Genomic DNA, 14,563 nt, shown 5'->3' with positions numbered 1-14,563 from the left:
GGCCAACGGCCGGCGCTACCGGTTGGGATTCAGCGGTTGCCGTTGGCCGAATGCGCGCCGGCAACCGGCTCGGGATCGCGTGCGTCCACCACGCCGTCGCCGTTGCTGTCGGCGCGGGTGAACATGCGCTTGCCGGACGCCTGGTACTCCGCGAACGTCATGCGCTTGTCCTTGTCGGTATCCAAGGCCGCGAAGCGCACGCGCGCCTGGCGTTCGGCGTCGGCGCGCACGCGGGTGCGCTGCTGGTCCAGGCGACCTTCGAATTCGGTGGTGTATTCGGCCAGCGACAGCGCGCCGTTGCCATCGGCGTCGGTCGCGGAGAACGTGGCGGCGCGCACCGCGTCGAACTCGGCGCGGTCGACCACGCCATCCTTGTTGGTGTCGTACAGCTCTAGCATGCCGTTGGCGGTATGCGAGGTCGGTATCTTCAGCGGGTCGCGCGAGGTGGCGGCCGCGCTCTCGCGGGTCGCGTCCTGCGATTTTTCGTAGCCCGCCCAGGTGCGTTCGCCGGCGGCATCGTACTCGGCGCGGCTGATCGCACCGTTCTTGTCGCGGTCGAGGGCCTTGAAGCGGGTGTCGGTCTGCCTGAGGTGGCCCGCCCGCGCAGTGGCCAGGCGCACGTCGAAGCGCTGCAGGTACTCGTCCACGTATTCCTGCTCGTCCACCGCACCATCGTGGTTGCGGTCGGTATCGGCGTAGCGCTGTTTGCGGAAGGCCTCGAACTGCGCCCAGCTGACGCTGTCGGTACCCTCGGCGGCGAACTGGCTGAGGAACGCGGCAGCGGTCGGCGAAACAGTGGCGGCCTTGTCGCCGGCCTGCGCGTGCGCAGCCGGGGCCAGCACCGCTGCCAGCAGGGCAGCGGTGAGCAACGTGGTCTTCATGGTATTCCCCCTGGAATGGACGCGATTACGGTTCGAGAACGCGGAAGGTGAGCGTGTAGTTGTTGCCGTACTGCGGCGCCGCCGCGCCGGCCGGTGCCGGGCCGCGATAGCGGATCAACGCGAGGTAGCTGCCGGCCTGGTCCAGCGCGAAGCGCGCCTTGCCGGCGGCATCGGTGGTGAGCGTGAGCGGGGCCGGCTGGGCGACGCCGTCGCCGAGCGCGCGGTGGATCTCGACCTTCTGGTTCGGCAGCGGCTTGCCGTCGTACTGCACCACGAAGTCGAAGTGTTCGCCGCGGTACAGGTCGTTGGGATGGGTCACCGGCACCAGCTCCAGGCCGGTGCCGTAGGGCGTGAGCGCGGTGGTGGTGGGCGCACCGGCGGTGAGGTACACCTCCGACCGCGACAGGCTCTGGTAGTGGCTGGTCAGCGTGGCGCCGGCCGGCAGCGGCGTGGCCGGGTCGCGACTGGAACCGGTCTTGCCGTTGAGTTCCCAGGTGCGGAACACCGCGCCGAGGCGGTTGCCGGTGCTGAAGCGGTAGGTGCCCTTCTGGCCCGGAAGGGTGGTTTCCACCACGGCGCGGGTCTTGAGCCGCTGCACGGTGTCGGGGGCATGCTGCCGGCCGTCCGGGTCGGTGACCAGGAACGCGCTGTTGTCGAACACGACTTCGGGGACGAAGAAGGTCTCGGCGAAACTGGCATCCAGGGTGACCGTGCTGTCGGGGCGGACCTCGAAGCTGGCGGGAGCGAGGTACGGCGTGTGGGCGACGGCGGGCAGTGCCAGCGCAGCCAGCAGGAGGGCGACAACGGGGCGCAGGGACATGGCGGATGCTCGCGACGCCGGCGGGATGGCCGGCGGGCGACATCGTATTCTTATCGCGAATGATTCGCAATACGGAAATTTCACATGGGGTGTGGTGGTTCGGTCTCCGGGTGGATTCCGTGGGACACGCATGGCGTGGCGCTACGCGGTGGCGCACCGCCCCACGGCCCCCATCGCCGGATGCATGCACCCGGTAGAGACACGCCATGCGTGTCCCACGGAAACCACGCACCGGGCGCGGATTACCCGCGCGGCTTGGTCGGGTTCAACAGGTTGCCGAAGAACACCGCGTTCAACAGCAGCCGCTCGGTACCGTGCCAATACTTGCGGTGCGCCGGATCATCGGCGAACAGCACCACGTTGCCCTGCCCCTGCGGCGACACCAGCAGCCAGGCGGCGCCGGCCACGCGGCTGCGGTTGGCCTCGGACAGGTAGCCGTTCACCCGCGGCGTCTCATCGATGCGCACCACGGTGGAAAATGCATTGCGGCTGGGCTTGAAGCTGATCCCGTTTTCCTTGTTCACCGCCAGCTGGGTACGCGGCAGGCCGAACCCCAGCGGATGGCTGGTATCCACATCGGCACTGAGGATGTTGCCGCTGACCCGCTCGATCGCGGCGATGTCGCGCTGGTCGCCGAACGCGCGGCGCGCGCCTTCGGGTTCCTTCTCTTCGGCACCCAGCACTTCATCGCTGAGCTTCTGCTCGATCGCCCACTTGGCCGCGCTGCCGTACGTCACCAGCGAACCGCCCGCGTTGATCCAGCGCTTGAGCGCGGCCACCGCAGTGGCATCCACGCCGGTGTAGGTGCCGCCGGACAACACGATGGTCGTGTAGCGGTCCAGGTTGACCTTGCCCAGCTGCGCCGGGTCCAGCTTGCTGGCCGGCAGCTGCACCTGCTGGTCGAGCAGGAACCATGCCGAGCCGATCTCGGTGGCGCTCACGCCCTCGCCCATCACCAGTGCCACCGCCGGCTTGCGCAGCGACTTGACGCTGTCACTGCCCAGGTCGATGCCGCTGCGGCTCTGGCCGCTGGCCAGCGCGTGCACCTGCACCCCGCTGCTGCGCGCCGCTTCGTCGACCGCAGCCAGCAGCGCCTCGCCCGACAGCGTCTGCCCGGCGACCGGAATCACCACGCTGCCGCGCGCGAACGCCTGCTCACCGGACGCAGTAGCCGCAGTGAATGGCTGGAACGCGGCGCGCGCGAGCACACCCTTGGCCTGCAGCGCGTACAGTGCGCGGCTGGCGTTGTAGTCGCGCCAGTCGAACACGTAGGCGTAACCGGCCTGGCCACCACTCACCCCGCCACGCGCGGCCGGCAAGGCGGTGATGCGCTCGCCGCCCGCGACGCGGCTGCGGCTGCCGGCGAACGCGACACCGTAGGCCGGGGCGATCGCATAGGAGGTGCTGCCGTAGAACACGTCGCCCTTGATCGGCGGCGTGTCGGCGAAGATCGAATGCACCAGCCGGAACTGCGGCTGTTCGGTGGGCACCACGTAGGCACTGCCCGGCTCGAAGCGCTGGCCGTCCACCGTCACCGCCGTGCTCAGCGCCTGCACGGTGATCTGGTGCTGCAGCAGCAGGTCGAGCAGGCGCCGGGTCAGGCCGGGGTCCTTGGCATCGCCGAACACGAACGCCTTCACCGGCTGCTGGCCGGCCTGCTTCAGCGCGGACTGGAAGAATTCCTTCTGCAGCTTCAGCAGTCCATCGCGCTCGGTGACCGCACCGCGCACGGTGCCCAACCCGGTCGCCACCTGGTTGCGGATGGTGAACGGGAAGGTCAGCAGGCCGTTGACCGATTCCTGCACGCGTCCGCGCGAACTGGCCTGCTCGACGGTGACGCCGACCGCGCCATGAAAGTCCGGATAGGTCGAGCCGTACACGGGCGAGAAGTTGTCGAAGTTCTCGCCGGTGTAGTACAGCGAGCCCAACGCATCCAGCGCCTGCGCGTGGTACTTGGCCAGGGTCTTGTTGAACTCGTACGACGACGCCGGCAACAGCGGGCTGTGCATGCTCGCCGGAGACGGTTCGAAGTAGTAGGTGCTGTCCTTGCCCATCTCGTGGAAGTCGATCTGAACGTTGGGATACCACTGGTGGAAGTAGGCGATCTTCGGCCGGGTGTCCTGCTGGGTGAGTGCCAGCCAGTCGCGGTTGAGGTCGGTGAAGTAATGGTTGGTGCGCCCCTGCGGGAACGGCTCCACGTGCTCCTTGTCGGCCGGGTCGGCCGACGCCGGTGACGACGCATACGCGTTGTGCCAGCTGGCCGCGCGGTCGCGGCCGTCCGGGTTCTGCGCCGGATCGAACAGCACCACCGCCTGCTGCAGCCACTTCGCCGTGTCGGCACTGCGGTTGGCCACCAGGTAGAAGGCGGTGAGCAGCGCGGCTTCGCCACTGGAGGTCTCGTTGCCGTGCACGCTGTAGCCCAGCCACACCACCACCGGGCTGTTGCCGGCGGCCGACAGTGGCTGCGCCGGATCGGCCAGGGTGACGTGCTGGCGGCGCAGGGTTTCCAGCTGCTGCTGGTTCTGCGCCGAGGTGACGGTGGCAATCAACAGCGGCCGGCCTTCGTAGCTGCTGCCGATCTGTTCGACCTTGATCTTGTCCGAGTGTTTGGCCAGTTCGTTGAAGTAGGCCACCAGCTGGTCGTGCCGGGTGTAGCGGCTGCCGATCTCGTACCCCAGGAACTGCTGCGGGGTGGGAATGGCCGGATCGAAATCACCGCCCTGCGGGAAGAAATAGGCGCTCTGGGCGAACGCCGGCGCGGCCAACAGCCACAGCGAACCCACCAGCCAGGTGATGGGACGCGACAAACCATGGAACAAGGACACAGCAAACCCCTCTTAGAAGCGGTAATCGAAGCCGACGGTGAAGTAGCGGCCGCGCAGGTCGTACTGGCTGAAGTCGTACGGCGCGCGGATGCCGGGGAACGAGGCGTCGTACGGCGGCTCCTCGTCGGCCAGGTTCTGGATCTTCGCGTACAGGGTCAGCTTCTCCAGCCCGGTGTAGGCCAGGTACAGATCGAACTGGCTGTAGGAATCCACCCGATCCTGCACCGCCGTGGCCGCCGCACTGGCCTTCTGGTCGTAGCCGCTGGTGTAGTACCAGGTCAGCGCGGTGCGGAAGTCGGCATAGGACCAGTCCAGCGTGGTGGTCGCCTTGTTCTTGGGCAGGGTGGCGCCGAGGTTGCTGCCGGCGTAGTCCACCAGCGGGCCACCGACCACGGTGGGGCGGCTGTAGTCGCGCACGTGGGTGAACGCGGTGGACAGCGCGAAGTCGCCTGCACGTTCGGTCGGGAAGCGCTGGCGCAGCTCCACGTCGAAGCCGGAGGTCTTGAGCTCGCTCAGGTTCTGGTAGCGGTTGAACACCGCCAGCAGCTTGCCGCGCTCATCGCGGGTGACCGCGCCCGGCACATCGTTGGTGACCAGGGTCTGGGTGTTGTTGGTGCCGACCAGGTTCTCCAGTTCGATGCGGTAGTAGTCCACGCTCAGGCTGGTGTTGGACCACGGCGACAGGACCACGCCCAGGTTGTAGCTCTTGGTGCGCTCCGGCTTCAGATCGCTGTTGCCGACGGTGAAGAAGGTCGGGTTCTGGCGCGAGCCGGGCACGTCCGGGTCACGCGGGTCGATCACGCTGCCGTAGGCGATGCTGGTGCTGTTGGAGTTCTCCGACAGCGATGGCGCGCGGAATCCCTTCGATGCCGCGGCGCGCACCAGCAGGATGTCGAACGGCTGCCAGCGCAGGCTGAGCTTGGGCGAGAACGCATCCCCGAAATCGCTGTAATGGTCGGCGCGCGCGGCGGCCTGCAGTTCCAGGCGCTCGGCCAGCGGCACGTTCACTTCGGCGTAGGCGGCGGTGACTTTGCGCTCGCCATGCACTTCGGCGATGGCCGGGCGGATCTGCAGGCCGGCATCGATCTGCCACGGGTTTTCCGAATCCAGCTTTTCGCGGCGCCATTCAAGGCCGGCGGCGAAGCCGATCGGACCGGCCCAGGTGCTGCCCAGCCCGCCGGAGATCTTGGCGTCCACGCCCTGCAGCACGGACTCGGCCGGGCGCAGCGTGCTCAGGTTGATGCCATCGATCACCGACTGCGGGGTGGCCGAGGGGTTGAGCAGGTTGTAGCTGCCGGTAGCCAGCGCATCGGCCAGGGTCCAGCGGTTGGCGAAGCCGCCGGAGACGGTTTCGCGCTCGCTGCTGCGTGCGCCGAACGCACCCACTTCCCAATCCCAGTCCTGCAGGCTGCCGCGCAGGCCGAACACGCCGCGGTACGCGGTGGAGCGGTTGGTCTTGATGGTCGGGCCGAGGTTGAAGAAGGTGTACTCGATCGGGATCGCGCGGCCGTACGGGTTGAACGGGCTGCTCGCCGGCAGGTTGGACGACACCGGCTCGGCCAGGCCGGTATCGGCGTTGAGCGCGAAGCGGCCGCTCTCCAGGGTGAAGAACGGGCTGCTGCCGAACCACGACACGCCCTTGATCTCGCTGTAGATCACTTCGCCGAAGGCTTCCACGTTGTCTTTCACCTTGAAGGTGCCGTTGACGTAGGCCTGGTAGCGCTTGGTGGACGGAATCAGTGTGGTGTACGGCGCGAGGTTGTAGCCGCAGGTGTTGCCCGGCAGGCCGTCGATCGGCGCGCTGGCCACCAGCGTGGTGTTTTCCGGGCACTGGCCGTTGGCGTCCAGCATCGGCACCGAGGTGCCGTTGACCAGGAAGCGCGCGCCCTTGGCTGACCAGCCGTTCCAGCGGCCACCGGGCTGGTCGGTGTAGATGCCGGACTTGGTGAGGTCGCGCTGGTCCTGGTCCAGGCGCTCGCGGTTGTAGCCTTCCAGGCTGACCAGGATGTTGTAACCGTCGGTGTCGAGATCACCGATGCCGCCGATGAACTTCAGGTTCTGTTCGTCCAGCCCGCCCTGGTCGGAGGTGCCGGCACTGGCGCCGAGATCGGCGCCCTGGAAGTTCTGGCGGGTGATGATGTTGACCACGCCGGCCACGGCATCGGAACCGTACACGGCGGACGCACCGTCCTTCAGCACTTCGATGCGCTCGACGGCGACCATCGGCAGGGCGTTGAGGTTGACGAAGGTGTCGGACAGGCCACCGGCCGGGAAGCCATAGTTGGCCAGGCGGCGGCCGTTGAGCAGCACCAGCGTGTTCTTCTGCGACAGGCCGCGCAGGCCGATGCCGGCCGAACCGGAGGCCCAGCCGTTGTTGGTGGTCTCGTTGTTGGCGTTGCCGGTGTTGGCCGAGATCGAGCGCAGCAGGTCGGCGACGGTGGCCTTGCCGGTCGCTTCGATCTCCTGCCGGCCGATCACCTGCACGGGGTTGGCGGTCTCGGTGTCGGTGCGCTTGATGTTGGAACCGGTGACGCGCACGGCAGCCAGGGTGGTGCTGTCGCGGTTGGCGGAGGCGTCGGGGCTGGCATCGGGGCCGGCGGCGGTGTCGAGGGCAAACGCGGACAAAGGCGTAGCCAGAGCGGCGGAAAGGGCCGCCACAAGAAGGGTGTGCTTGGGCATGAACTCAGTGGGGGTGGTGGACGACAAGTTCCGCAGTAGTCCATGCCGGGCCCTTAACGAGCCAATAACATCGCTTCATGCGGATATAACGAAAAGTAACATCTCTTCATCCGGATGGATATGTTTTCGTTGGATGGCCGTACAATGCGCCCATGGAAATCTTCAAAGTCTTTACCCTCGAAGCGGCCCACCACCTGCCCAACGTGCCGGCGGGCCACAAGTGCGCGCGCCTGCATGGCCACTCGTTCCGGGTGGAGCTGAAGGTGGAAGGCGAGCCGGGCGAACACACCGGCTGGATCATGGATTTCGGCGACGTCAAAGCGGCGTTCCAGCCGATCTATGACCGCCTGGACCACCACTATCTCAACGACATCCCCGGCCTGGAAAATCCGACCAGCGAGCGCCTGGCGATCTGGATCTGGAACGAGCTCAAGCCTGCGCTGCCGGCGCTGAGCGAGGTGACGGTGCACGAGACCTGCACCTCCGGCTGCCGTTACCGAGGACCGTAAGTCGTTGATTTACAACGGACATACCTGAATCCGGACCATTTCGGCAAAAATTTGTTGCAATGCACCACATTCGGCGTATGCTGCATCGCATCAAGTGAATTTGCGTGGGTCCCTCCCCCCACGCAATCCAGGACCCGACAGAACCCTCCCTCTGTCGGGTCTTTTTTTTGGGCCAGCTACCGCGCCAGCGGGCGCACGATCTGGACCAGGCTCAGCAGCGTCTTGCCCGGTTCTTCCCACGGCACCATGTGCGCCGAGTGCTCGAACCACACGCCCTGCTTGAAGGGTGCGTCCACGTTGTTCAACCAGCGCTCGGTCGGTGCGGTGGGGGTGGTGTAGTCGTGCCGGCCCATGAACATCACCACCGGGATCGGGAAACGGGTGATGGAAGTGAAGTCCACTTTCAGCATCTGCGGCAGCAACGGCCCCAGCGACAGCACGCTGCCCTTGTCGATGTTGCAGCGGTCGGCGTCCGTGTACTCCGGTGAGAGTTTGGCCGCGCCGAAGTAGTACGCCGAGTCATCCCGGTACGCGGTCAGCCCGCCGTAATACTGTGGCCACGTGCGCGCGGTGATGATCCGCTCGCGGGTAATCGGCGTGTTGCCCGGGTACGGCGCGATGGCCTCCAGCTCGGCGATGGCCTTGGTGTTGCCGTGCGCCTTGGCCTGCGCCAGCCCGTACTCGAAACTGATCTTCTCGTTCTCCACCTGGTTGATGATCTGCCCGATGCCCACGTAGGCATGGAACAGATCCGGGCGCTTCAGCGCCGCCTGCATCGCCACGATGGTGCCCCAGCTGTGTGCCATCAGGATCACCTTGCGCTGGCCCAGGTGGGTGCGCAGGTGCTCGGCCACCTCGATGGCATCGTCCACGTAGCGCTCGATGGTCAGCGTCGGCGCGATCGTCTCTGGCGGCGCCTCCGCGTAGGTCTTGCCCGCACCGCGCTGGTCCCAGTCCACCACCGTGAAGTATTCCTCCAGCGGCCGCTGGAACTGCCACAGGCTCGGCGTCACCGGGCTGGCCGGGCCCCCGTGCACGAACAGGATCACCGGGTTGGCGCGGTCCTCGCCACGGATGGTCAGCCACTGCGGCACGCCGCCGATCGGCGTTGCGTACTGCTCCTGGATGCCATTGGGTGTGCTGATCCGTTGCAGGTCGCGCACCACCGCGCGCGCCGGTTCCAGTGCCGCGGTGTCCGGGCAGACCTCCGCCGCCGCGGCGCTCCACGTCATGCCCAGTGCAAGCAGCAGCGACATCACGCCGCGCAGGCGGCCATGCGAACCCGGTGCGATTGCCATGCGCTCACTCCTCGCTGGTGTCTGGTGCATTGCAGCCGCTTCGAACCCGCCGCCCCAGTGCCGGTTGTCGCCGTGACGTTGGGCAGGGGACCGTCAGATAGCCCGCGCCGCCGGCAGCGAGAACACGAACAACGCACCCTCGCGGCTGTCCATCAACTGGATCTCACGTTGGTGCAGCTGCAGGATGCGGTGCACGATCAGCAGCCCCAGCCCGCCGCTGTCCGGCCGCTGGCTGCCGAACGCCGGCGGCGTGTGGAACAGGTCGTCTCGCCGCGCTACCGGAATGCCCGGCCCGGTATCGGCCACGCTGACCTGCACCTCGCCCTGCGCCGCCTGCAGCGTCACCGTGATGCGGCCGCCTTCGGGCGTGTGCCGGATCGCGTTGTCCAGCAGGTTGGTGAGCACCCGCTCGATCAGCGCCAGGTCGGCGTCCACCACCGGCAGCCCGGGCGGAATCTGCGCCGCCAGCGTCTGCCGGCGCGCCTGCGCGGCCAGCTCGAATTTCTGGAAGACATCCTGCACCAGGTCCGGCAGCGAGAACACCTGCCGGTCCAGCACCACCCCGCCGTGCTCCAGCCGCGCCAGCTCGAACAACGCCTGCGCCAGGCGGCCCACCTTGTGGCTCTGCGACAGCGCGATGGCCAGGTAACGCTGGCGCTCTTCGGCGCTCAGCGTGGCATCTTTCAGCGCCAGCGTTTCCAGGTAGCCATGCAGCGACGACAGCGGCGTGCGCAAGTCGTGCGAGATGTTCGCCACCAGTTCGCGGCGCTGCAGGTCCTGCTGGCGCAGCTGCTGCCACTGCTCGCCCAGGCGCTGGCCCATGTGCCCGAAGCTGTGCTGCAGGATCGCCAGCTCGTCGCGCTCGCCTTCGCGCAGCGGCGTGGGCGGCACCGCCTGTGTCGGCGCGGCCGCATCCACATCGAACGACTGCACCCGCCGGGTGAGCTGGCGCAGCGGCCGGGTGACCCAGCGGAACGCGACCGCGCCGGCCAGCAACCCGATGATCGCCACGATCGCCAGCGACCACAGCGTGGTGCGCAGCGTGGCATTGGCGGCGATGTTGGCCGCCAGCGCCTCGCGCTGCTCGCCCACCAGCACCACGTAGATGTAGCCGGCCTGGCGCCCCTGCACGAACAGCGGCGCGGCGTTGAATACCTTGCGCCCGTTGCTGCTGCGCGGGTCGTCGCCCAGGATCGGCAGCGGCTCGTCGCGCAGCAGCGCCTGCACCGGCGCCAGGTCCACGCGGTCGCGCTTGAGGTGGCCGGTCGGTGCGTCGTGGCCGAGGATGCGGCCCTGGTCATCCAGCAGGTACACCTCCACGCTGGGATTGACCGCCATCAGCTTGCCGAACAGCGCACGCACTTCGCCGTTGCGCATGCCACCGCCATCCATCAATTCGCCGCTACGCGCGATGTGCTCGGCCAGCCCGCGCGACAACCGCTGCACGGTCTCCTGCTCGTGCACCGTGGTGCTGCGCATCTGGATCCACATCAACGCCCCGCAGCACACCAGCAGCAGCGCGAAGAAGGCCACCGACAACCGCTGCGACAGCGTCAGCCGGATCATGCCGGCACGCCTTCGCTGCCATCGACCAGCTTGTAGCCGCGGCCCCACACCGTCTGGATGCGCTGCGGCGAGGCCGGGTCGCGTTCGATCTTGTTGCGCAGCCGGTTGATGTGGGTGTTGACCGTATGTTCGTAGCCGTCGTGCTGGTAGCCCCACACCTGGTTGAGCAGGTCCATGCGCGAGTACACCTGGCCGGGATGCCGCGCGAAGAAGTACAGCAGGTCGAATTCGCGCGGGGTCAGTTCCAGCGCGCGCCCTTCCACCTGTGCGGTGCGTGCCACCGGGTCGATGCGCAGCCCGGCCACGGCCAGTTCGCCGGCATCGATGCGTGCGTTCTGCGCCATCGCTTCCACGCGGCGCAGCAGCGCCTTCACCCGTGCCACCAGCTCCAGCATCGAGAAAGGCTTGGCGAGGTAATCGTCCGCGCCCAGTTCGAGGCCCAGGATGCGGTGCACCTCGCTGGCCCGGGCGCTGGTGATGATGATCGGGGTGTAGCGCGCCATACCGCGTGCGCGCCGGCAGATTTCCAGGCCGTCCACGCCGGGCAGCATCAGGTCGAGCACCAGTGCGCTCCACGGCTGTGCTTCCAGCAGGGCCAGGCCCTCGTCGCCGGTGGCCGCGTGGGTGACCTCATAGCCTTCGTCGCGCAGGTGCATGCGCAGCAGGTTGGCGATGTGGACATCGTCTTCGACGATCAGGACGCGCTTGGCACTGCTCATTGGCACGGTGACGGGCAGCAGGAAAGTGATCGCATTGTGGCCAGATCCGGACCTGAATGTGTCACGGAAAATTTAACCCTGCGTGAGGATTCGTTGACCGGCCCGGGCGCAGCATGGCCCCATCGTATCCAGACCGGGAGATCGCCATGCGTTGTACCCGTCGCAGACTGCTCGGCATGGGCGCCATCGGCGCCGCTGCCGGCCTGTTCGGCCTGACTGCCTGCAGCGGCCCGGCGCCCGCCGCGCCGGCACCCACGCGCCGCTTCGAGGTGATGCGCACCGACGCGCAATGGCGCGAACAGCTCAGCCCGACGCAGTACGCTGTGCTGCGCCAGCAGAGCACCGAACGCCCCTTCAGCAGCCCGCTCAACAAGGAGCACCGGCGCGGCACCTTCACCTGCGCCGGCTGTGCGCTGCCGCTGTTCTCTTCCTCCACCAAGTTCGACAGCGGCACCGGCTGGCCGAGCTTCTGGGCACCGCTGCATGACGCCGTCGCCGAGGACCGCGACACCACGCTGGGCATGCTGCGCGTGGAAGCGCACTGCCGGCGCTGCGGCGGCCACCTCGGCCACGTGTTCGACGACGGCCCGCGCCCGACCGGACTGCGCTACTGCATGAACGGCGTGGCGATGCAGTTCACGCCGGCATGAAACGCCACACCACCGTAGCGCCGGGCTCTGCCCGGCGGGCTTTCCGCACCCTCCATCTTCATTGAAAGGATTTCTCCATGTTCCTGCTTGTGTTGGCCTACCTGGGCGGCGTTCTGACCATCCTCAGCCCCTGCATCCTGCCGGTGCTGCCGTTCGTGTTCGCCCGCTCCGACCGTCCGTTCCTGCGTAGCGGCCTGCCGCTGTTGATCGGCATGGCGCTGATGTTCGCGGTCGTCGCCAGCCTGGCGGCGGTGGGCAGCCAGTGGGTGGCGCAGGCCAACCAGATCGGGCGTTGGATCGCGCTGGTGGTGATGGCCCTGTTCGCGCTGGCGCTGCTCTGGCCGGCCCTGGCCAACCGCCTGCTGTCGCCGTTCCAGCGGCTGGGCGCACGCCTGAGCGCGTCGGCCGATGCGGCCACCGACGCCGGCCGCGGTGGCGTGGGCACCTCGCTGCTGATCGGCGTGGCCACCGGCCTGCTATGGGCGCCGTGCGCCGGCCCGATTCTTGGCCTGATTCTCACCGGCGCCGCGCTGCAGGGCGCCAGCGTGGGCACCAGCGGGCTGCTGCTGGCCTACGCGCTGGGCGCGGCGACATCGCTGGCGCTGGCGATCTGGATCGGCGGGCGGGTGTTCAACGCGCTCAAGCAGCGCCTGGGCACGGGCGAGTGGATCCGTCGCGCACTGGGCGTCGCCGCGCTGCTGGCGGTGGTGGCCATTGCCATGGGCTGGGACACCGGCGTGCTGACCCGGTTGTCGTCGATGAGCACCTCGCGGCTGGAGCAGGGCCTGCTGGATGCCCTGCCCGGCCAGGAGCCCGCCGCCGGCAGCGCCATGATGATGGCGGCCAACGCCCCGGCGGGCGCGCCCTTGCCGGTGGAAGGCACGCTGCCCTCGCTGGCCGGCGCCACCGATTGGCTCAACAGCCCGCCGCTGACCGCCGAAGGGCTGCGTGGCAAGGTGGTGCTGGTCGATTTCTGGACCTACTCCTGCATCAACTGCCTGCGCGCGTTGCCGTATGTGCGTGAGTGGCAGCAGCGTTATGGCGACCACGGCCTGGTGGTGATCGGCGTGCACGCGCCGGAATTCGCCTTCGAACGCAACCTGGGCAACGTGCAGCGCGCGGTGAAGGATCTGAAGATCACCTACCCGGTGGCCATCGACAACGACTTCGCGATCTGGCGCGGCTTCAACAACCGCTACTGGCCCGCGCATTACTTCATCGACGCCGAGGGGCGCATCCGCGCCCATCACTTCGGCGAAGGCAACTACGCGCAGTCCGAGCAGATCATCCGCCAGCTGCTGCGCGAAGCCGGCCATGCGTTGCCGGACGAACCGGCCCAGGCGATGGCGATGCAGGCCGGCGCCCCGCGCGACGGGGTGGAGCTGCAGGCCGACATGCGCAACCTCAAGTCGCCGGAGACCTACCTCGGCCACGCACGGGCGGAGAACTTCGCCTCGCCGGGCGGGCAGCGCAACGACCAGCCGGCCGACTACACCGTGCCGACCACGCTGACGTTGAACCAGTGGGCGCTGGGCGGGCGCTGGACGGTGGGCAACGAAGACGCGCAGCTGCAGCAGGCCGGCGGGCGCATCGCCTACCGCTTCCATGCCCGCGACCTGCACCTGGTGCTGGCGCCGGGTGCGGACGGCAAGCCCGTCCGCTTCCGCGTGCGCATTGACGGCCAGGCACCGGGTGCGGCGGCGGGCGGCGACGTGGCGCCCGACGGTAGCGGCACGGTGGACGAGCACCGCCTGTACCAGTTGATCCGCCAGTCCGGCGAGGTCGGCGAACGCACCTTCGAGATCGAATTCCTCGACCCGGGCGTGCACGCCTACGCCTTCACCTTCGGTTGAACCAGGAGACGCAGATGCGAGTTTCACTCGACAAACTGGTGGCCGGCGGCATTGCCGCCGCGATCGCCGCCCTCATCGTCGGCGGGGTGTTCAGCCTGGAGGGGCCCGCACACGCGTCCGCTGCCGAAGCGGTGGTCGCGGTGCCGGCGCCCACCGGCGCCGCCAACCCGGCGCTTCCCGGCAAGCGCGCGCAGGTGGTGTTCGCCGGCGGCTGCTTCTGGGGCGTGCAGGGCGTGTTCCAGCACCTCAAGGGCGTGGACAACGCGGTTTCCGGCTACATCGGCGGGCAGCCAACCGACGCCACCTATTCGCGCGTGAGCGGCGGTGGCACCGGCCATGCCGAGGCCGTGCAGGTCACCTACGATCCCAGCCAGGTGAGTTACGGCCAGCTGATGCAGGTGTTCTTCTCGGTGGCGCACGACCCGACCCAGCTCAACCGCCAGGGACCGGATCGCGGCACCCAGTATCGTTCGGCGGTGTATGCCGACGACGCCGTGCAGCGCGATGCCACCCGCGCCTACATCGCGCAGCTGCAGAAGGCGCGCGTGTACGCCGCGCCGGTGGTGACCACGGTGGACGGTGGCAAGCCGTTCGTGGCGGCGGAGGGTTATCACCAGAACTACCTGACCCTGCACCCCGAATCGCTGTACATCCGCATCAACGACCAGCCGAAGGTAGCGGCGCTGCAGCGGATGTACCCGCAGCTGTACCGCGAGAAGCCGCGGTTGGTGTCGACGTTGTCCGCGCGATGACAGCGGAAGCG

11 protein-coding genes are annotated in these 14,563 nt (G+C 68.0%); 4 read left to right on the top strand and 7 right to left on the bottom strand.

The window, feature by feature from the left end; all coding sequences use genetic code 11:
* Positions 1-29: 29 nt before the first annotated feature.
* From ACREPD_RS19155 to ACREPD_RS19140, 4 genes are all read right to left on the bottom strand, one after another.
* A complete protein-coding gene (locus ACREPD_RS19155; RefSeq protein ID WP_431600781.1) occupies positions 30-881 on the bottom strand; it encodes an EF-hand domain-containing protein in 852 nt (283 codons plus the stop codon).
* 25 nt (positions 882-906) lie between these two features.
* Positions 907-1,701 (bottom strand): DUF4198 domain-containing protein, encoded by a 795-nt coding sequence (locus ACREPD_RS19150; protein ID WP_431600780.1) that lies wholly within the window; start codon positions 1,699-1,701, stop codon positions 907-909.
* A gap of 242 nt (positions 1,702-1,943) precedes the next feature.
* Positions 1,944-4,508, bottom strand: coding sequence for a M14 family zinc carboxypeptidase (locus tag ACREPD_RS19145; protein ID WP_431600782.1), 2,565 nt, complete (start codon positions 4,506-4,508; stop codon positions 1,944-1,946).
* A gap of 30 nt (positions 4,509-4,538) precedes the next feature.
* On the bottom strand, positions 4,539-7,205 hold the full coding sequence (locus ACREPD_RS19140; RefSeq protein WP_431600779.1) for a TonB-dependent receptor: 2,667 nt from the start codon (positions 7,203-7,205) through the stop codon (positions 4,539-4,541).
* 152 nt (positions 7,206-7,357) lie between these two features.
* Between ACREPD_RS19140 and queD the strand changes: the two genes are divergently transcribed.
* Positions 7,358-7,714, top strand: a complete 357-nt coding sequence (gene queD / locus ACREPD_RS19135) for a 6-carboxytetrahydropterin synthase QueD (protein WP_431600778.1) — start codon at positions 7,358-7,360, stop codon at positions 7,712-7,714.
* Between the two features lie 176 nt (positions 7,715-7,890).
* Here the strand turns inward: queD and ACREPD_RS19130 are convergent, their stop codons facing one another.
* The 3 genes from ACREPD_RS19130 to ACREPD_RS19120 form a co-directional block, all read right to left on the bottom strand.
* Positions 7,891-9,012, bottom strand: a complete 1,122-nt coding sequence (locus tag ACREPD_RS19130) for an alpha/beta fold hydrolase (RefSeq protein WP_431600777.1) — start codon at positions 9,010-9,012, stop codon at positions 7,891-7,893.
* 93 nt (positions 9,013-9,105) lie between these two features.
* A complete protein-coding gene (locus ACREPD_RS19125; protein WP_431600776.1) occupies positions 9,106-10,578 on the bottom strand; it encodes a HAMP domain-containing sensor histidine kinase in 1,473 nt (490 codons plus the stop codon).
* Positions 10,575-11,297 carry a response regulator transcription factor gene (locus tag ACREPD_RS19120; RefSeq protein ID WP_431600775.1) on the bottom strand — a complete coding sequence of 241 codons (723 nt, stop codon included), beginning with the start codon at positions 11,295-11,297 and terminating at the stop codon, positions 10,575-10,577. The genes ACREPD_RS19125 and ACREPD_RS19120 overlap by 4 nt, the downstream gene beginning before the upstream one ends.
* 146 nt (positions 11,298-11,443) lie before the next feature.
* On the opposite strand from ACREPD_RS19120, the gene msrB reads away from it, so the two are divergent.
* From msrB to msrA, 3 genes are all read left to right on the top strand, one after another.
* On the top strand, positions 11,444-11,947 hold the full coding sequence (gene msrB / locus ACREPD_RS19115) for a peptide-methionine (R)-S-oxide reductase MsrB (RefSeq protein ID WP_431600774.1): 504 nt from the start codon (positions 11,444-11,446) through the stop codon (positions 11,945-11,947).
* Positions 11,948-12,024: 77 nt separating this feature from the next.
* The gene (locus ACREPD_RS19110) at positions 12,025-13,800 is read left to right on the top strand and encodes a cytochrome c biogenesis protein DipZ (RefSeq protein ID WP_431600773.1); all 1,776 of its coding nucleotides are present in this window, start codon (positions 12,025-12,027) and stop codon (positions 13,798-13,800) included.
* A gap of 14 nt (positions 13,801-13,814) precedes the next feature.
* Entirely contained in the window at positions 13,815-14,552 is a 738-nt protein-coding gene (gene msrA / locus ACREPD_RS19105) for a peptide-methionine (S)-S-oxide reductase MsrA (protein WP_431600772.1), read from the top strand.
* Positions 14,553-14,563 lie beyond the last annotated feature (11 nt).

This window comes from Stenotrophomonas sp., assembly GCF_050737075.1.
Classification (GTDB): domain Bacteria; phylum Pseudomonadota; class Gammaproteobacteria; order Xanthomonadales; family Xanthomonadaceae; genus Stenotrophomonas.
This window is presented reverse-complemented; position numbering and strand designations above follow the sequence as displayed.